Origin of the sequence: Haloterrigena turkmenica DSM 5511, assembly GCF_000025325.1 — an archaeon.
Taxonomy (GTDB): Archaea; Halobacteriota; Halobacteria; order Halobacteriales; family Natrialbaceae; genus Haloterrigena; species Haloterrigena turkmenica.
Window position 1 is genome coordinate 3470359 of the sequence record NC_013743.1, and the last position, 19187, is coordinate 3489545.

Sequence of the window (19187 nt, forward strand, 5' to 3'; positions counted from 1 at the left end):
GCTTTTATTGATAGAAGTAGCCGGGCGACGAAATCACGTCGCTCGAGTCGTCTTCCTCGATCTTCTCGAGGGCCTCTACGAAGTCCTGGTGGGTGACCTCGTTGCGGTCGTTGCGGATGGCGAACATGCCGGCCTCGGTGGAGAGGCTCTCGATTTCGGCGCCGGAGTAGCCCTCGGTGTCGTCTGCGAGGGCGGCGAAGTCGACGTCGTCGGCGACGTTCATGCCGCGGGTGTGGATCTCGAGGATCTGCTCGCGGCCGTCGCGGTCGGGTTCGGGCACCTCGATGAGGCGGTCGAATCGGCCGGGGCGCAAAATTGCGCGGTCGAGCATGTCGAAGCGGTTAGTCGCGGCGATGATGCGGATCTCGCCGCGGGCCTCGAAGCCGTCCATCTCGGAGAGGAGTTGCATCATGGTCCGCTGGACCTCGGCGTCGCCGGAGGTCTTGGACTCGGAGCGGCGGGTCGCGATGGCGTCGATCTCGTCGATGAAGATGATGGCGGGCTCGCGCTCGCGGGCCATCTCGAAGAGGTCACGGACGAGCCGCGAGCCTTCCCCGATGAACTTGCGGACGAGTTCGGAGCCGGCCATCTTGATGAAGGTGGCGTCGGTCTCGTTGGCGACCGCTTTGGCGAGCATCGTCTTGCCCGTCCCCGGCGGGCCGTAGAGCAGGACGCCGCTCGGCGGTTCGATGCCGACCTCGGTGAACAGCTCGGGTTCGGCCAGCGGCTGTTCGACGGCCTCGCGGACCTCCCGGACCTGCTCGTCGATGCCGCCGATGTCGGCGTAGGTGACTTCGGGCCGTTCGGTGATCTCCATCGACTGGGCCCGCGCGTCGGTCTCGGCGTTTAACACCGTCTGAATCGCGAAGGAGTCGTTGACGGCGACGCGGTCGCCGGGCTCGATCTGCTCGACGATCCGCGGCGAGACGTCGGTCAGTACCTCCTGGTTGTTCCCGTGCTGTTTGACGATGACCTCCTCGTTCTCGAGGACGTCCTCGACGGTGGCGATGTACAGCGAGGAGCTCTTGAGCGTCTCGTTTTCGCGCTCGATGCGGTCGACGCGCTCGCGGAGTTGCTCCCGGCGCTCGTCGGCGTCATCGAGCTGTTCGGAAAGCTGTTCGTTGACGTCCACGAGGTCCTGATAGTGATCGCGGAGCGCCTCGAGCCGCTCGTCGTCGGGGAGATCCGGATCGATATCGCGGTGAGGTCGGTCGGGGATAGACGGGCTTCGAGACATCCTGACGTACGCTGGTAAGTCCCCGACGATAAATGTGCCTTTGGGTCCCGGATGCTTTTCGAATCCCGCGAATGCTGGCTCAAACCCGCGATATGCGCCGTCTCAGAGCGAACTACAGGGGCGACGACGGCGACTCGAGCAGGGGTCTCGGGTCGACTCGAAGCCGGACGATTCGAGACTGCTTCGGTCGGAACCGAGTGAAGCGACACCGCCGGAGTATTCGGACCGTCAGGCCGTCGTATAGTGCTCGAAACGGTCGATCGCGCGCCGGTACGAGAGCACCGCGACGAGGAGGCCACCGACGAGCACGAGGCCGCCACCGCCGAATCGCAGGACCGCGAGGTCCAGACTCCCGATCCCGTCGCCGAGTGCGACGAACCAGTCGGCGGGCGCCGCGACGACGTCGGCGGTCGCGGCCGCGAGCAGTTCCGACAGGACCGCCGGAAGGACGCCGAAGAGGCCGGCCAGCGCTCCGCGCGTCAGTTCCGGGGCGAGGACGAGTCCCGCGAGAACGGTTCCGGGAACGACCGTCAGTCCTGCGTGGAGGGCCACGGCGGTCATCCGCGGCGGGATCACGTCGCAGCTCCGCCCGACCGAGATAGCGCTGAACCGCGGGAACACCATCCCGATCGCCGGTGCGATCGCGACCGCGACGCAGGTCACGAAGCCGCTCAGAGTGATCAGGCCGACGCGCTCGAGGAGCGTGTACGGCGAGACGAGCGTCGCGAGCCCGGTCACGAGGGGGACGAGCGGGAGGCCGATCAGCAGGCCCGGCACCAGGAGGCCGCGGACGTACTGGCGGCCCGGGACGGCCGTCAGCGTTACCGGGAGCACCGCACCCTCGTCGCCGAAGGGGTTCATCGCGAACAGGGAGCCGACGACCCACGGGAGCGCGACGGCACACAGCGGCGCGGCCACCGTCTCGATCGAACCGGACTGGATCGCCGTATTGACGACCGCGCTGCCGACGGCGAAGAGGGGAATCATGAGGAACATCAGCCGGTTGGAGTCGCGTCGCGTTCGAAGGAGCGCCCACTCCGCGACGCGGCGCGTCGGCGTCGACAGCAGTCGGGGCACCGGCAGCGGCGCCGCGGCGGTCGTGAGCGCGTCGCGACGGAGCGTGAGTTCGCCTGCACGTTCGCCGTCGCTCGAGCCGTCCGAATCGACGCTCACCGGCTCGATAAACCACAGCGTCGTCGTCAGCCGGTCGACGAGGAACCCGCCGACGAGCAGAATCACCGCGCTGCTGAGACCGACGCCGAACCAGCGCAACGGCGTCGTCGTAAGCCCCGTTCCGGCCAGTGCGAGGTCGGCGAACCACCCGACCGGGAGCACGGCGAGCGACGATTGATCGACGCCGCCGATCTGCGGATAGAAAAACAGCGCGTAGCCGCCGAACCCGAGCAGCGAGGCGGCCGTTCCGAGCACCGTCTTGTGGCGAGCGACGAACGGGGACGTCGCCACCAGCAGGGCCACCACGTAGCCGGCCGCCGACCCCGTGACGACCGCGGTCGCCGCGAACAGCGCCGCCGTCGTCGGAACGACGAGCAGACTCGCGGGCGACCCCAGCAGGAGGACACAGACCGCAGTCGTCAGGAGTACCGGCGGCGCGAAATAGGCGAGGACGCGGAGCGTCTCCGCGACGACCAGTCCACCGGCGGTCGCTCGCGACGAGACGGTCGTCAACACGAAGGGTTCGGCTTCGATCCGCGTGCGCACGGACACGACCCGTTGGCCGATCAGAAACACCGCGAACAGCCAGAAGAGCGCGACCATTCCGCGGACGGAGTCCAGTTCCGAGAGCGTCTCGAGGCCGCGGATCGCATCGGCGAAAACGAACACGACGAGGGCCCCGATTAGCGTCGGCACCGCCGCACCGAGCGCGATGAGGGCGAACCGGCCCTTGGAACGCCACAGCGCGCGGATCGACCGCCGGAACTCGAGGACGCCGATGTCGAGGCTCGCCTGAGCCCACCTCGAGTCAGTCACGGGCCGCCTCCTCGGTCTCGATCACGGTCTCGCTGCCGGCCCCGTCGCGAGCGGAGTCGATAGGGTCAGCGTCGGTCAGTTCGAGGAAGACGTCCTCGAGCGTGCCGTCGTCGCCGGTTTCGGCCCGTCGGGCGAGCGCGTCGGGCGCGCCCTCGGCGACCAGTCGCCCGTCGGAGAGGATGCCGACCGTGTCGGCGACCGCTTCGACGACCGGGAGGATGTGCGTCGAAAGGAAGACGGTCGTCCCCCCGTCGGCGAGGCCGCGAATTCGCTCGCGGATCGTCTTGGCCGCTCGCGGGTCCAGCCCGGAGGTCGGTTCGTCGAGGAAGACGACGTCGGGGTCGTGGAGCACGGCCTGCACGAAGGCGACCTTCTGGCGCATCCCCGTCGAGTAGTCGTCGATAAGCGTCTCGGCGTCGGCCAGCAGGTCGAGGTCCGCGAGCAGCGAGTGGATCCGATCGCGCGCCGTCTCGAGGTGTAGATCGCGCAACCCGGCGACGTACTCGAGTTGCTCGAGCCCGGTCGCTCGCTCGTACAGCGGCGGCGTCTCCGGGAGGTAACCGACGCGCGGGCGGAGCCGCGCTCGGTCCGTGATCGAAACGCCGGCGACGGCGGCGCTCCCCTCGGTGGGCCGGGCGAGACTGGTCAGCAGCCGCATCGTCGTCGTCTTCCCCGCGCCGTTCGGGCCGAGAAAGCCGTAGACGGATCCCTCGGGAATCGAGAGCTCGAGATCGTCGACAGCAACCGTCTGTCCGTACCGTTTCGTCAGTCCCGTCGTCTCGATCGCTGCCATTCGTTACGTCGATATACCTATCAATACAAGTAGTAGTTGCGGTTTGGTTTCAGCTTCTTCATGTCTGTCCGTATAATGATGGCACTTTCCGAGCTTCGCAACCCGTGACTGTTTCTGACGATGCACGGGCAACTCCACTGGCCTCAGAACAGGCCGTCATCAGACGTAGTCTGATGACCGCTCTGGATAGTGGTGCGAACAATCTCGTCGCCTGTACCACCACGACCGGCGAGCGATATCTGTACGAAGGCCGCGAATTGTTCCAGCGGTTCCGCGAGACGACGCGAGAAATCGCCCGGTTGCAGTCGAAACTCGAAGATTGAAGAAGTCCCAAAGAACAGCGCACAGACCCGAGTACCGTCCACCGTGACGGGAATGTTGCCTCCGGCGAGTCGTAGACCGGCTGAGACTCCCACGGAGGAAACCCCGGCGTCGTCGGGCTATACCCGACTGCTTGAGGGAGCTTCGCTCCCTCTCTGTTTACGCCGGGGAGGATGTCATTCCATCAGCGCTTCCATCTCCTCGAGTCGCTGGCCGTACGTCTCCAGGGCTCGATCGATCGGATCAGACGTACTCATGTCGACGCCGGCGATCCGCAGGAGTTCGAGCGGGTACTCGCGGGAGCCCCGCCGGAGGAACTCGAGGTAGTCCTCGGCGGCGTCGGCGTTCCGGTCGCCGCCAGCGCCGTTCGGCAGCACGTTGTCGACGATGGCCAGCGCCGCGGAGATGCCGGTCGCGTACTGATAGACGTAGAACGCTCGGTAGAAGTGGGGGATGCGCATCCACTCGCGGGCGATGCGGTCGTCGACGACCGCGGGCTCGTAGTAGTCTTCTTTCAGCCCGCGGTAGAGTTCGTCCAGTCGGTCGGCCGTCAGCGGCTCGCCCTCCTCCTCGAGACGGTGGGTCTCGTGTTCGAACTCCGCGAACAGCGTCTGACGGTAGAGTGTCGACCGCACGCGCTCGAGGAATTCGTTGAGCACGTGTTTCTTGAACTCAGGGTCGTCGACGGTCTCGAGGAGGTGGCTGGTCAGCAGCGCCTCGTTGACCGTGCTGGCGACCTCCGCCACGAAGATCTCGTAGCTCGAGTAGACGAACGGCTGTTCCTCCTTGGTGAGCTCGGAGTGCATCGAGTGGCCGAGTTCGTGGGCCAGCGTGTACATCGAGGAGATGTCGTCCTGATAGTTCATCAGGATGAACGGCTGGGTGTCGTAGGTGCCCCCCGAGTAGGCCCCCGCCTGTTTCCCCTCGTTCTCGTAGACGTCGACCCAGCGGGACTCGAGTCCCTCTGCGACCCGCGACTGGTAGTCGTCGCCCAGCGGCGCCAGCGACTCGACGATGTACTCGGTGGCCCGGTCGTACTCGACGTCGGGCCCCTCGTCGCCGGTCAGGGGCATGTAGACGTCCCACATCTGCAGGTCGTCGACGCCAAGCGCTCGCTCCTTCAGTTCGGCGTGGCGGTGGAGTTTGTCGATGTTGTCGTGGACCGTCTCGACGAGGGTGTCGTAGACGTCGACGGGCACGTTGGGACCGTCGAGGGCGGCCTCGCGGGCGGTGTCGTAGTTGCGTGCTCGAGCGGTCTTGACGTCGGCCTTGACGCTGTTCTTGTAGGCCGAAGCGACGGTGTTTCGCATGGCCGACCACTCGTCGTAGTACTCCTCGTGGACCGTCTGACGGAACTCGCGGTCGGGCCGTTTCAGCAGGTTGACGAAGTTGCTCTGGGTGATCTCGATCGCGTCCTCGTCGTCGCCCTCGGGGGCCTCCACGGTGGGAAACTCCATGTCCGCGTTCGCGAGCATGTTGTAGACCTCGCCCGTCGCGCCCGTCACCTCGCTCAGGTCGGCGAGCAGCTCCTCGACCTCCGCCGAGCGGGTGTGGGGCTTCATCCGGAGGACGTCGTCGACGTAGTGGTCGTAGGTCTCGAGGGCGGGTTCGGTCTCGACCATCGCGTCGAACTCCTCGCGGGTCAGCTCCTGCAGTTCGGGGTCGATGAATGACGCTGCAGACTGAGCGTCGGCCCCCAGCGACTGCGCTCGGGCCGTCAGCGCCTGGTACTGCTGATTCGTCGTGTCCTCGTCGCGGCGCATGCGGGCGTAGGCGGCGACGGTCGACACCTCGCGCATGATCTCGTCGCGCAGTTGGAGAACGTCGCGGAGCGTCTCGGCGTCGTCGGTGACCTGCCCCTCGTAGGCGGCGAGTTCGTCGACGCGCTCGGCGACCGCCTCGTAGGCGGCCTCCCAGTCGTCGTCGGTCGCGTAGATGCTCTTGAGGTCCCAGGTATAGTCCTCGTCGACCTCGGAGCGTTCGGGAACGGAACTCATACGACGCGTTTCGGAACGTAGGTGGTAAAGCGTATCGGAGAGGAAACCGACCGCGGCGGCGCCGGTGCGACACTGTCGGTTCGTATCGGTTCGCGATCGCTATTTCGCGGCCGATACACGACGGCCCGCCACTTTTACGCGGTGGCAGTCAACCGTCCCCGATGAGCACTTCCGACGACGTCCTGTTCGATTCCGTCGACCTCGGCGACGAAACGCTGTCGAACCGGGTCGGCCTCGCACCGATGACGCGAACCAGCGCGACGGGAGACGGCCGCGCGACGGCCGAGATGGCGCGCTACTACGCGAAGTTCGCCCGCGGCGGGTTCTCCTTCCTCGTTACCGAGGGGATCTATCCCGACGAAGCGTATAGCCAGGGCTACGACGATCAGCCGGGTATCGCGAACGACGAGCACGTCGAGGCGTGGCGGCGAGTCACCGACGCCGTTCACGACGAGGACGCGCCGATCTTCGCCCAGTTGATGCACGCCGGCGCGCTCTCCCAGGGGAACCGCTACACCGACGAGCGGCTCGCGCCGTCGGCGATCCGACCGACGGGCGAGCAACTCGAGATGTACGGTGGGAGCGGCGAGTTCCCGGAGCCCCGCGCCGCGACGACAGACGATATCGAGGACGTGATCGAGAACTTCGCTACTGCGGCGGAGCGCGCGGTCGACGCGAACTTCGACGGCGTCGAAGTCCACGGCGCGAACGGCTACCTGCTCGACCAGTTCCTCACGACGTACACCAACGAGCGCGACGACGAGTACGGGGGCAACGTCGAGAATCGGATCCGCCTGACTGCGGAGGTCCTCGAGGCGGTGCAGGCCGCGACCCCGGACGAGTTCGTCGTCGGTGTACGGATCTCCCAGAGCAAGGTCAACGATCCCGATTACCGCTGGCCCGGCGGTGAGGACGATGCAGAAGTCATCTTCGAGAGACTCACCGACGCCGGCGCCGACTACCTCCACGTCACCGAAGAGGACGTGACGACGCCCGCCTTCGAGAGCGGCCCGACGCTCACGGAACTCGCCGACCGGTACGGCGACGTCCCGGTGATCGCCAACGGCGCGCTCGAGGACCCCGACGCGGCGCGGGCGACCGTCGAGGAGGGCGCCGACCTGATCACCCTCGCGAAGGGCGCGCTCGCCAACCCCGACTGGCCCCGCCGGGTCGCCGAAGGCCGGCCGCTCGAGAAGTTCGATTTCCAACGCATCCTCCAACCCGACGCCGGCATCGACGAGTCCGAAGTCCCCGAACCGGCGGACAGCTAGGGCGGGACGATCGATCGCTGACGCGGTAGGCCCCGCGCTTTTTTCGCTCACCGACGAAGGAGGGCTATGAGCGAGAGCGACCCGACGCTCGAACGGGCCCTCGGTCGCGCCTGGACCGACGACCGGTGCTGGGAGCTGTTGACGCGATTGACCGAACTCCCCCACCGCATGGGTGGCTCGCCCGCCGAGCGCCGCGCAGCCGAGATCGTCCGCGAGACGTTTTCGAACGCCGGGCTCGAAGACGTGCAATTGCAGGAGTTCCCGATGCAGTACTGGGAGCGGGGAACGACCGAGTTCGCGGTGCTATCGGAAGCAAGCGAAGCGGACGACGGACCTGACTCTCGAGCGATCCCCGATCGGTCCTTCGAGGCGATCGCGCTCCCGTACTCGCCGGCCGGCGACGTCGAAGGACCGCTGGTCGACGTCGGCTACGGGACGCCTACGGAACTCGAGGCGGTCGACCTGCAGGGCGCCATCGCCGTCGCCAGCACCACGACGCCGCGGGACCAGCGGTTCGTCCACCGGATGGAGAAGTTCGGCCACGCCGTCGCCGCGGGCGCGGAGGCCTTCGTCTTCGCCAACCACGTGCCCGGACAACTGCCCCCGACGGGAGCGCTGCAGTTCGACGCCGAGGCCGCCGTCCCCGGCGTCGGCGTCAGCGCCGAGACCCACGACTGGCTGATCGACTACGCCGAGCGGGGGGCTCGAGCCAGGATCCGCGTCGACGCGTCGACCGAGGACGGCTCGAGTCGGAACGTCCACGGCGTTTTCGGGCCGGAAACAGACGAGGAGGTGCTCGTCGTCGCCCACTACGACGCCCACGACATCACCGAGGGCGCGCTCGACAACGGCTGCGGGATCGCGACCGTCGCCGGCGCGACGGCGATCCTCTCGGCCCTCGAGGCCGATCTCGACTGTCGGGTCCGGATCGCCGGCGTCGGCTGCGAGGAGATCGGCCTGCTGGGCGCCGAGGCGATGGCCGACGAGTTGGACCTCGAGTCGGTTCGTGCGGTGGTCAACGTCGACGGAGCGGGCCGGTTTCGCAACCTGCGGGCGCTCTCCCACGGCTCCAAGACGCTCGAGGAACTGGCCGAAGACGTGACGACGGCGGCGGGCCAGCCGATCGTCCACGAGCCGGACCCCCACCCGTTCAGCGACCACTGGCCGTTCCTGCGGGCGGGCGTGCCGGCGCTGCAGCTCCACAGCGAACCCCCCGAGGGCGGCGAGCGCGGCCGCGGCTGGACGCACACGACGGCCGATACGCGCGACAAAGTGGACCGCCGGAACCTGCGCGAACACGCCATGTTGACGGCGCTGCTGGTCCGGGAACTCACGCGTACCGAGGTACCCCGAGTCGACACCGCGGATCTGCAAGGGCGACTGCGAGAACAGGAGTACGAACCGGGGATGCGCGCCGCCGAAATCTGGCCCGATGCGTGGGACTAACCGAGGCGAGGCTTCGAGAGAGAATTGCGAGGATCAGAACGGGACGTCGTCCGAGATATCCCGCGAGGTCCCCTCCGTGAGTCCGTCGAAGCCGGTCGTCACCGAGACGTAATCGATTTCGTCGATCTCGCCGGGGAGGCGACGCTGGATCGCCTGGGTCGTCATCGGACTGACGCCGCAGCCGCTACAGGCGCCGGTCAGGTTGATCTCGACGGACCCCTCCTCGAGGTCGACGGCGGTGATCGACGAGTCGCCACCGTGGGCCTGAATCTGGGGGAAGTTGCGCTGGAGGAACAGCGAGACGGCTTCGCGGACCTCGTCTTCGGGGGACTGGGCGGACTCGCTCATACCGTGGCAGAGGATCCGGACGGATTTATCTCTGTTCACCGATCGGTTCGGGCGCGAGGGCAACGGGAATCAGTCGATCCAACCGTCACCCGCGCATCTCTGCGTCGACGGCGGTCCGGACGACGCGGGCGACGCCGAGCATCGCGACGAACGAGCCCGCGAGGATCAGCGCGGCCAGCAGGAAGACCGCGAGCCCGATCGCGCCGGCAGTCGGCCCCGACAGCAACGGCGAGACGAGTTGCATGCCGAAGACGACGATACAGACGCCCGCCGCGACGCGGATCGAGCCCCGCCAGTAGGCGCCGTACTCCTCGGGCGACAGTTCCATACGACTGACTGTCGGCCCCGACCGTTAAAAGCGTCCGTCCGCCGGCCAGTCCGCTTACCGGACGCCGTCCGCGATCTGGCTCGCGACTCGAGCCCCCGTCCGGCGCTCGATCCGCCGTTCGCGAAAGATCTCGCGGGCGCTCGCGGCCGCCGCCGAGTCGATCTCGAAGGCGAGGTCGGGATAGTCGACGGCAGTCAGCACCAGCGGCTCCGGCGGCGCCGGCGCGACTCCCTCGTGGCCGGGCAGGGGTTCGGGGTCGAACGCGCGGTCGATTTTCTCGAGTGGCGCGTCGCCGGTTCCGACCGCGCGGGCGAGCGAGACCAGCCGGCGGACGAGTTCGCGGACGAAGCCGCCGGCGGTGACGGTCACGACGAGGAAGTCGCCGTCGCGAATCGCCTCGAGGGTCGGCGAGCGCTCGGTGTTGCGGTCGTCCGGCGTGAGGTTGTGGAAGTCGTGGCTGCCGGAGAGAGCCTCGCAGGCGGCCCGAAAGCGGTCGTCGTCGACGGCGCGTTGTCCGGGGGAGCCTCGAGTGCCGGCGCGATCGCTCACCGGCGCGGCTCGGTCGCGTCGACGCGAGTCCGCCGGCGGCGCGTACAGGTGATACGCGTACTCGCGGCGCTCGGCGTGGTGGGTCGCGTGGAATTCCGGGGGCGCGTCGGCGGCGGCCCACGCGCGGATGTCGGCGGGGAGTTCCCCGTTCAGGGCTCGCGGCGTCAGCCAGTCGGGCGCCTCGAGGGCGACCGTCTGGGCGAGCGCGGAGACACCGGCGTCGGTCCGCCCCGCGGCGGCGTAGCCGTCGGGCCTGTCGGCGTCCGCAGCGAGCACCTCGAGATCGCGCAGGGCGTCGAAGATCGCGTCCTCGACGGTGGGGACGTCGGGCTGGCGCTGGAAGCCGTGGTAGCCGGTGCCGTCGTAGGCGATCCGGAACGCGCGGGTCGGCATCGACTCGAGGGAGGGCGGCCAGCGTGTTAGGGCCGTCGACCCGCGCCGAATCGCGGGACGCAGAGTCCTCCCGATAATTGACACGGTCGTGACGTTCATAGTCGCCTTCTCCGCTATTGCAGGTATGTCCTCCGACGAGGGCGGGGCGCTGTCGAAGCGGCCGCTGTTGCGACGAGCGCTGTTGCCGATGATCGTGTTCTGTGTGGTGGTCGCGGTGACGATCGGAGGGTTCGTCGCGCTCGCCGACATCGATCTCGTCGAAGCGGCCTACTGGCTGATCACGCCGGAGAACATCGGCATCCACTTCCGGGACCACTCGGGGCCCGAGACCGTGACCAAGGGGTTCGCGGTGGTCTCCCGACTGGCGCAGATCGTCACCGGGCTGTGGATCGGCCAGACCGTCGCGTCGGCCCTGTTCGGGGGACAGCTCACGGAGGAACTCAAACGCGTGACCCAAGAGAAGAAGATAGCGACGTTCTCCGACCACGTAGTGATCTGTGGCTACGGCATGTTCGGAGAGACCATCGCATACCAGTTGAACGGAGCGGGGAAGGACGTCGTCGTCATCGAGAGCGACGACGACAAAGCGAGTCAGGTCGAACGCGACGGCCACCTCGTCATCGACGGCGACGCGCGCCAGGAGCCGACCCTCGAGCGCGCCGGGATCGAGGACGCGGCGACCGTCGTCGCGGCGATCGACGATTCGAACGTCAACCTCCAGATCAGCGTCCTCGCGAGCCAGCTCGCGCCCGAGGCGACGCTCATCGTCCGCGTCGGCGAGCAGACGTACGCGTCGACGGCCCGCCGCGCGGGCGCCGACACCGTGGTCATCCCGGAGATCATGAGCGGGAGCGACATCGCCGGCGAGCTGACGGACTGAGCGACGAGGCGCTCTCGCGGCGGCGGGACCGTCCGGCGACCGCGATCCGGCCGCTTATCCGCCGGAAGCCCCGAGACATCCCGCATGAGCCGTCCCGTGCTGATCGATACGGATCCGGGTTGCGACGACGCCGTGGCGCTCCTGGCCGCCCTCGAGCACGCGTCCCTCGAGGTCGTCGGGCTGACGACCGTCCACGGGAACGCGCCGGTCGAGGACACGACGCGAAACGCCCGCGCGATCCTCGAGGCGGTCGACCGGACGGACGTCCCCGTCGCGAGGGGCGCCGACCGGCCGCTGCTGGTCGACCTCGAGACGTCCGAATACGTCCACGGTGGGGGCGGGCTCCGCGGTGACCTTCCGGATCCGGGGCCGGCGACCGAGCCGGGCGACGTCCACGCCGCACGGCGCATCGTCGAGCAGGCCCGCGCCCACGACGGCGACCTCGCGCTCGCAACGATCGGCCCGCTGACGAACGTCGCGCTCGCCCACGCGATGGAACCCGCCTTGCCCGAGTTACTCGACGAACTGATCGTCATGGGCGGCGCGGCCTTCGCGTCGGGGAACGTCACGCCGCTGGCGGAGGCGAACTTCCACTCCGATCCCCACGCCGCCCGCCGGGTCGTCCGGGACTGCGAGCCGACGATAGTCGGGCTTGACGTGACGGCGCGGGCCGCGGTCCCGCCCGAGCGGGTCGACGGGCTCGAGCGGGACGGGCCGCTGGGACGGTCGCTTTACGAGTGGCTCACCTACTACGACGCCGACCGCCTCGAGCGCTACGGCATCGAATCGGCCGCGATCCACGACGCGCTCGTGATCGCAGAACTGATCGACGACGGCGTGCTCGAAACCCGATCGTATCCGATGGAGGTCGCTGCCGACGGCGACCTCGCGCGGGGCGCGCTGGTCGTCGACGAGAACGGCGTGACCGGGGCGGCGGAAAACGGCGAGGTAGCGATCGAGGCCGACTACGAGCGGTACCGGGAACTGATGAGCGCGTCGCTCGAGCGCGTTCTCGAGCGGATCGAAGCGGAACCGTGAGTAGATATCGACTAGAGAGGGAGTGGCAATTCCAGCCACCAGCAGGGACGGGACACTCGTTTTCGTCCCGCCCCGTTCGAGTTAGCCCGTGAAAAACCTCTCAGAGGCCTGAATTCGGGTCGGTCGTTCTCTTGTTGTGGCAACGAGGAATCGCCTCGCCCTCCCCAGCCGGTTCACTCACTGCGTCTGCTCACGGCGCAAAGCGCCGTTCGCATGGTATGCGGGACCTTCGGTCCCGCACTATTCGTTCACCCCTCGCACGGTTTCGGACCGCGGCTCGCTGCCGCTCACCCCGGTCCAGCGCACGCCATCACACGTCGATTCCGGACGGGGCGGGAGAGCGCCACGAGGGTACTCACCGGTCGTCGCCGACGGCCCCGAACGCATCTTCGAGCGCTCGTTCGACCGTTCCGCGTTCGGGTATCGCGTTCTGGACGCCCGCAGTCTCGGTCGCGACCTCGAGGTCCGAGAGGTCGCGACTCGCCTCGACGCGGACGGTCTCGCCCGCGGCCGGAACCTAGTCGTACCGGGCCTCGAGGTCGCGGACCCGTTCGGCCGGCAGGTACCACGTTCGGTCGACGTTGACGCTGCCGAGAGTCACGACATCGGGCATTCGGTGCCGGATGCGTCCGCGAGGGAAAAATATCGGTCGGGATTACCGCCGGATGTCGTCGCGGTCGTCCTCCAGCCGGGGGTGGACCGTCTCCCAGTTGTTCGGCAGCACGGGGCCCTCAAGCAGCGGATCACCGGTCGCGTCCATCCACTCGAGCAGGTCCGTTCGAAGCTCGTCGCGAACGGTCTCGGTAGCCGGATCGTCCGGGTCGTCCCCCGCCGCGAGGTTCTCCCGCTCGAGCGGGTCGGCCTCGAGGTCGTATAGTTCCTCGTAGGGTCGCTGCACGCCGTAGTAGTCCTCGTGGACCTCCCGACCCGCCGCGCTGCAGAAGACGTCCGTCGTCATGTAGACTGCGGGTAGGTGCCAGAAATTACGGATATACTTCCAGCGGTCGGTTCGGATGGCCCGGATCGGGTTGTATCGATCGTGCCAGGTCATCCCCGAGAAGACCCGGTCGCGGGGCTTGTAGGCGTCCTTGCCAGCGGCTCCGTTCGTGCCGCCGCCGTTCCCGCCGTCGAACAACTGCGGCGCGAAACTCTGCCCCGCGATGTCGTCCCCATCGGTGTCGACGCCGGGGACCGGCGCGTCCCCGATATCGAGCAGCGTCGCGAAGACGTCGACGTTGCTCACGAGGTCGTCGACGACCCGGCCCGACGCGAGGGTTCCCGGTTGGGCCATCAGCAGAGCCGCCTCGATGCCGGCGTCGAAACAGGTGCCCTTCGCGCGCGGCATCGCCAGCCCGTGTTCGGTCGTGAAGAGCAGGAGGGTGTCTTCGGCCAGTCCCTCGTTCTCGAGGGCGTCGACGATCGTTCCGACGCCGTCGTCGATCGCGCGGACCATCCCGTTCATTCCGGCGATGTCCGACCGGATACCGGGCCGATCGGGGAGGAACTCGAGGGGCTCGACCGCGTTGGGATCGGGGGCGTCGTACCGCTCGCCGTCGAAGCTGAACCCGCCGTCCACCGCGATGCGGTGGAGTTCGAAGAAGCCGACCGAGGCGAAGAACGGATCGTCGCGGTCGCCCGCCTCGAGCCACCCCGCGACGTCGGCGGCGACGGTGCGTGCGCGGGCGCCCTCGTGGACCGACGTCGGGGTTTCGCTCGTCAGGGACTCCTCGTTGTGCGTCAGATCGTAGCCGAGTCGTTCGGGGTACTCGGTGACGTGCTGGAGTCCGAAGCGGTGCGTCTCGTAGCCGGCCTCGCCGAGTAACTCCGGCAGGAATCGCTCGTGGGGGCCGACCTCCCAGTTGCCGTGGGCGAGTCCGAGCATCCCGTTCTGGTGGGGGTGACGGCCGGTCATCAGACTCGAGCGACTCGGCGAACACTGCGGGGCCGTCACGAAGTGGCGATCGAACCGGACGCCCGCCGCGGCGAGGCCGTCGATCCGTGGCGTCTCGACGCCGGCGCCGCAACAGCCCACGTACTTCCCCAGATCGTGGCAGTGGATGAGAACGATGTGTGGCGGCATGAACGCCGTCTACGGCGACGAGGGGAGTAAGGATTCGGACCCGACCGTCCGAGAGAGGCTCTCTCGGCGCCGAATATCGGCGCTCCGAACACGTTCCGATATCGTGAATCACCTGCATACTCCGGGCGGGTGGCCTTCCCTCCGAGGGGCGGAGTAGGGGTAACCATGGCCGAGTCAGTCGATTCACCCGATTCATCAGACGTCGACGCAGCGTCGGCTAACGGACGTGATCCGGAGTCACATTCCACTGTGCGGAACGTCGTGCTCGTCGTCCTCGATACCGCACGGGCGACGAGTACGGGGCCGAAGACGACGCCGAATCTGAACCGCCTCGCGGCCGACGGAACCCACTTCGACAACGCCTTCGCGACCGCACCCTGGACGCTCCCGTCTCACGCCTCGATGTTCACCGGGACCTATCCCTCCGAGCACGGCACCCACGGCGGACACACCTATCTCGACGACGAGTTGCGGACCCTCCCAGAGTCCTTCGCCGATTCCGGATACGAGACGATCGGCGTCTCGAACAACACCTGGATCACCGAGGAGTTCGGCTTCGACCGCGGCTTCGACGACCTCCGGAAGGGCTGGCAGTACATCCAGTCCGACGCGGACATGGGCGCCGTCGTCCGCGGCGAGGACCTCCGGGAAAAGCTCCAGGCGACCCGGAACCGGCTCTTCGACGGCAACCCGCTGGTCAACGCCGCGAACATCCTCTACAGCGAGGCCCTCCAGCCCGCGGGCGACGACGGCGCCGACCGATCGACGACCTGGATCACCAACTGGCTCGACGATCGCGACGACAGCCGTCCGTTCTTCCTGTTCTGTAACTTCATCGAACCCCACGTCGAGTACGATCCGCCCCGCGAGTACGCCGAGCGGTTCCTCCCAGACGGCGCGAGCGTCGACGAGGCACTCGCCATCCGGCAGGACCCCCGCGCCTACGACTGCGAGGACTACGGCCTCTCCGAACGGGACTTCGCCCTGCTCCGCGGGCTCTACCGGGCCGAACTCGCCTACGTCGACGAGCAGCTCGGACGGCTCCGGGCGGCCCTCGAGGACGCCGGCGAGTGGGAGGACACCCTCTTCGTCGTCTGCGGCGACCACGGCGAGCACATCGGCGACCACGGCTTCTTCGGCCACCAGTACAACCTCTACGACACCCTGATCAACGTCCCGCTGGTCTGCCACGGCGGCCCCTTCACCGACGGCGGCCAGCGCGAGGACCTCGTCCAGTTGCTCGACCTCCCCGCCACGCTGCTCGAGACCGCGGGGATCGACGATCCCGAACTGCGCGCGCAGTGGTCCAGCCGCTCGTTCCACCCCGCGTCGGACGACGACCCCCGAGACGCCGTCTTCGCGGAGTACGTCGCCCCCCAGCCCTCGATCGACCGCCTCGAGGCCCGCTTCGACGAACTTCCCGACCGCGTCTACGAGTACGACCGTCGCCTCCGGGCCGTCCGGACGCGCGAGTACAAGTACGTCCGCGGCGACGACGGGTACGACCGGCTCCACGACGTCGAGACCGACCCGCTCGAGCGCGACGACATCGCCGCACGGGAGCCCGAGCAGGTGCGAGCGATGCAGCGGCGCCTCGAGGAGCGGTTCGACCCGCTCGCCGAGGCCGGCGAGAGCGGCGAGGTCGAGATGCGCGAGGGGACCAAGGAGCGACTCGCGGATCTGGGGTATCTCTAAGGCGGGACGATCGGGTTCGGACGCTTCTGTATCGGTCGTGTGGACTGTGCGCTCGAGACGCGACTCTCGAGGGAAACCGGTCGCTGAGTATCGCCCCTCCACCTCGCTCCACTCTGGACGAAGCAACCGGCGTGCGGTGGCACGCGCTGGACCGCGGCGAACGGGCAGTGAGGCGCGGTCCGATGCCGTGCGAGGGATGAGTGAGCAGAGCGAGCGAATCGGCTGGGGAGGATGTGGCAATCCCTAGCCGCCAGGATGAGCAGCACGCTATCTCTCGACTACCGTGGCAACGAGGAGTGACCACTCCCTCCCCAGCCGATTCGCTCGCTCTTTCCAGTCGCTCGCTCATCCCTCGCGCACTATCGTCGACCGATCCTCGTTTTCGTTCACGGCTCACGCTGTTCGCCGTTCACTTTCGAGGTGCTCACTTCGTTCACACCTCGCTTTCCTCGGACACGGTCGACAGCGCGCGCCACCGCACGCCGGTTCAGTGGGCCGGAGCGACGCGATGAACGGATAATGAGCAACAGTGACGGCCGATCCACCTCATCATCAAACGGCCAGTCGTACACGCGGAGACGTTTGGCGCTCGAGTCGAACCGTCGTCGCATGTCCGCGTTCGGCGCCGCCGAAACGACGCCCCTCCCGTTCCCCGTCCGGATCCTCCACGACCGCACCGCCGACCGCCTCGAGATCGTCGCCGACGTCTCGCCGGCCGAAATTGATGACCTCACTGTCGAGGCGGGCGCGACTCGAGTCCAGATTGCGATCGACCGCGACGACGAGCGCTACGCCCGCGTCCTGTCGCCGCTGGCGTCGATCCCCCTGCGGCGGGCCTTCGGTGACGGTCGCAGCGCCGTCTACAACAACGGCGTGCTGACGATCTCGCTCGAGACGACGCGTCGTCGAACGCGATAATCGACTGTCGAGCCCCGAGACCGGTATTGCGAGGCCGACGTTCGATCGGGCTATCGACGATGGACCCGATAGGAGACGCTACGCGAAGGACGATTTCGTCGATAGCGTCAACGCCATCGCCGAATCCGGCGAGCCGCTCGGCGCCAACGCCCACGGGCAGAGCAGCGTCGTCGGCAAACTCGTCGCAATGGAGTCCGAGCGAGTCGACGACCGGACGCAGCTCGTGTTGCTCGAGGGTGATCACGGCTTCCGACCGGACGACTCGTCGACCGCGGAAGCCGTCGTGCGCGTGCCTGCAGCATCCTTTTGCTCGCGAGTCCGATACGATGGACTCGAGCCGACGGATCGACCGCCGATCGACCGACCCGCGACCGAACACCCGATGTCATCACAGAACGCTCGTCTCGAGACCGGCGGCTTCGTTCCCTTCTATCGGTCCTACACGAAGACGTGGATCCACGCCGTCGCGACGGCCGGCCTGACCGCGTTCGGGACGCTGACGATCGTCCACCGCTGGTTCGCCGCGCTCGCGCTCGCGTCGTACGTCGTGCCGCCGATCGTGCTCTACCTGCGCCACGGTCGGGGCGACGACCGGGCGGACGCGGACCGCGACGCGTCGGCGCCCGAACGCGGCGACTCGCCAACGGCATCCGAACCGGAACCCGACACGCCGGAACCGAATCGCGAAATCGAATCGGACCGCACTGGGCCGGATCCCGACACGTCAGGACCGAGCCGCGCCGACCCGGACACGACGGCTGCAACGGATGCGACCGGCGCACTCGAGGAAGACGACTCAAGCGGTGAACGGGACGAGTCCACCGAGAGCGACGACAGTATCGAGCGCGACGAGACCACCGGGAGCAGCGACACCGCCGAATCGACCGCGGCCGATGAGACGCCAGGAGCCGTGACTCGAGACGCTCGAGCGGAACCAGCACCCGAATCCGAGCGGGGGTGGCACACCGTCGAGGCGCCCACGGACGCGACGCTGCGCGACGTCGCGGTCGCCGCAGCCGACGACACCGCGGACTCGAGCGCCGCCTACGCGGTCGGTGACGGCGGGATCGTCCTCGCTAACGCGGGCGACGAGTGGACGTCCGTCCTCGAGGACGGCCCCGCCGCGGGGGGCCACGACCTCCGCGGAGTCGACGCGACGGCCGATGGCGAGGCGGCCTGGGTCGCGGGCGACAGCGGCGCGCTGGGGCGGATCGACGCCGAGACGGGCCGCCACACGGACTTCACGGCTCCCGAGGATATCACCGACAACTGGCTGGGGGTCGCCGTCGGCGGCGCGAGCGGCGCGGAGACGGTCCTCCTGATCAACGGCTCCGGGGCAGTGCTCCGCGGGACGTACGACGACGGTGACGGTCGCGCCCTCGAGTGGACCGGGCCCGAGAAACCCGGCAGCGGCTCGAGTCTCTCCGGCGTCGCGCTCGCCGACGACGTGATCGGCTACTGCTGTGATACCAACGACGGCGTCTACGAGACGACCGACGGCGGCGAGTCGTTCGACCGCGTCGGACTCGAGGGCGCCGACGGGACGCTCACCGACGTCGCGACCGCGGGCCGGGACGACTGTCTGGTGAGCGCGGACGACGGCGTCGTCCACCGTTACGACGGACCGACCTGGACGCCCGAACGGGTCGCCGACGACGCGCTGACCGGTATCGCCCGCCGCGAGGAGCGGACGATGGCGTGTGCGGCCGACGGCGCGGTCCACGAGCGCGCCGGCGGAGCCGCCGGCTGGGAGCGCACCGATACCGACGCCGCCGGCGCGCTGCTGGCCGTCTCGATCGGCGCGGCGCGAGCGGTCGCCGTCGGCGAGGACGGGACGATCGTCGCTCGAGGATGAGATCGAACGATCGCAGCCCGAAAGCGAAACCGATCCTCGACCGAGGTTG

General features: G+C 68.1%; 15 protein-coding genes and 1 pseudogene. 8 read left to right on the forward strand and 8 right to left on the reverse strand.

What is annotated here, in order from left to right; genetic code table 11:
• Nucleotides 1-4 precede the first annotated feature (4 nt).
• The 3 genes from pan2 to HTUR_RS16565 form a co-directional block, all read right to left on the reverse strand.
• The gene (pan2, locus tag HTUR_RS16555) at nt 5-1237 is read right to left on the reverse strand and encodes a proteasome-activating nucleotidase Pan2 (protein ID WP_012944482.1); all 1233 of its coding nucleotides are present in this window, start codon (nt 1235-1237) and stop codon (nt 5-7) included.
• A gap of 228 nt (nt 1238-1465) precedes the next feature.
• A complete protein-coding gene (locus HTUR_RS16560) occupies nt 1466-3226 on the reverse strand; it encodes a hypothetical protein (RefSeq protein WP_012944483.1) in 1761 nt (586 codons plus the stop codon).
• Nucleotides 3219-4019, reverse strand: a complete 801-nt coding sequence (locus HTUR_RS16565; RefSeq protein WP_012944484.1) for an ABC transporter ATP-binding protein — start codon at nt 4017-4019, stop codon at nt 3219-3221. The genes HTUR_RS16560 and HTUR_RS16565 overlap by 8 nt, the downstream gene beginning before the upstream one ends.
• A gap of 77 nt (nt 4020-4096) precedes the next feature.
• On the opposite strand from HTUR_RS16565, the pseudogene HTUR_RS25650 reads away from it, so the two are divergent.
• A pseudogene (locus HTUR_RS25650) lies at nt 4097-4339 on the forward strand (transposase); the annotation flags it as partial.
• Between the two features lie 177 nt (nt 4340-4516).
• Here HTUR_RS25650 and pepF read toward each other — a convergent pair.
• A complete protein-coding gene (gene pepF / locus HTUR_RS16570) occupies nt 4517-6337 on the reverse strand; it encodes an oligoendopeptidase F (protein WP_012944485.1) in 1821 nt (606 codons plus the stop codon).
• A 161-nt stretch (nt 6338-6498) separates the two neighbouring features.
• Between pepF and HTUR_RS16575 the strand changes: the two genes are divergently transcribed.
• The gene (locus HTUR_RS16575) at nt 6499-7608 is read left to right on the forward strand and encodes an oxidoreductase (protein WP_012944486.1); all 1110 of its coding nucleotides are present in this window, start codon (nt 6499-6501) and stop codon (nt 7606-7608) included.
• A 66-nt stretch (nt 7609-7674) separates the two neighbouring features.
• Complete coding sequence (locus HTUR_RS16580) at nt 7675-9054, forward strand: M28 family peptidase (RefSeq protein WP_012944487.1); 1380 nt, start codon at nt 7675-7677, stop codon at nt 9052-9054.
• Between the two features lie 33 nt (nt 9055-9087).
• On the opposite strand, the gene HTUR_RS16585 is transcribed toward HTUR_RS16580, so the two are convergent.
• The 3 genes from HTUR_RS16585 to truA form a co-directional block, all read right to left on the reverse strand.
• A complete protein-coding gene (locus tag HTUR_RS16585; protein WP_012944488.1) occupies nt 9088-9402 on the reverse strand; it encodes a NifU family protein in 315 nt (104 codons plus the stop codon).
• A gap of 85 nt (nt 9403-9487) precedes the next feature.
• The gene (locus tag HTUR_RS16590) at nt 9488-9730 is read right to left on the reverse strand and encodes a hypothetical protein (RefSeq protein WP_012944489.1); all 243 of its coding nucleotides are present in this window, start codon (nt 9728-9730) and stop codon (nt 9488-9490) included.
• 54 nt (nt 9731-9784) lie between these two features.
• Complete coding sequence (gene truA, locus HTUR_RS16595; protein WP_012944490.1) at nt 9785-10672, reverse strand: tRNA pseudouridine(38-40) synthase TruA; 888 nt, start codon at nt 10670-10672, stop codon at nt 9785-9787.
• 124 nt (nt 10673-10796) lie between these two features.
• Between truA and HTUR_RS16600 the strand changes: the two genes are divergently transcribed.
• Both HTUR_RS16600 and HTUR_RS16605 read left to right on the forward strand, forming a co-directional pair.
• Entirely contained in the window at nt 10797-11552 is a 756-nt protein-coding gene (locus tag HTUR_RS16600) for a potassium channel family protein (protein WP_012944491.1), read from the forward strand.
• 84 nt (nt 11553-11636) lie between these two features.
• Entirely contained in the window at nt 11637-12590 is a 954-nt protein-coding gene (locus tag HTUR_RS16605; RefSeq protein ID WP_012944492.1) for a nucleoside hydrolase, read from the forward strand.
• A gap of 655 nt (nt 12591-13245) precedes the next feature.
• On the opposite strand, the gene HTUR_RS16610 is transcribed toward HTUR_RS16605, so the two are convergent.
• A complete protein-coding gene (locus HTUR_RS16610) occupies nt 13246-14670 on the reverse strand; it encodes a sulfatase family protein (RefSeq protein ID WP_012944494.1) in 1425 nt (474 codons plus the stop codon).
• 249 nt (nt 14671-14919) lie between these two features.
• On the opposite strand from HTUR_RS16610, the gene HTUR_RS16615 reads away from it, so the two are divergent.
• The 3 genes from HTUR_RS16615 (at nt 14920) to HTUR_RS16625 (ending at nt 19138) form a co-directional block, all read left to right on the forward strand.
• A complete protein-coding gene (locus HTUR_RS16615; protein ID WP_049941781.1) occupies nt 14920-16365 on the forward strand; it encodes a sulfatase in 1446 nt (481 codons plus the stop codon).
• Between the two features lie 609 nt (nt 16366-16974).
• Entirely contained in the window at nt 16975-17283 is a 309-nt protein-coding gene (locus tag HTUR_RS16620) for a hypothetical protein (RefSeq protein WP_012944496.1), read from the forward strand.
• A 382-nt stretch (nt 17284-17665) separates the two neighbouring features.
• On the forward strand, nt 17666-19138 hold the full coding sequence (locus HTUR_RS16625; protein WP_049941924.1) for a hypothetical protein: 1473 nt from the start codon (nt 17666-17668) through the stop codon (nt 19136-19138).
• Nucleotides 19139-19187 lie beyond the last annotated feature (49 nt).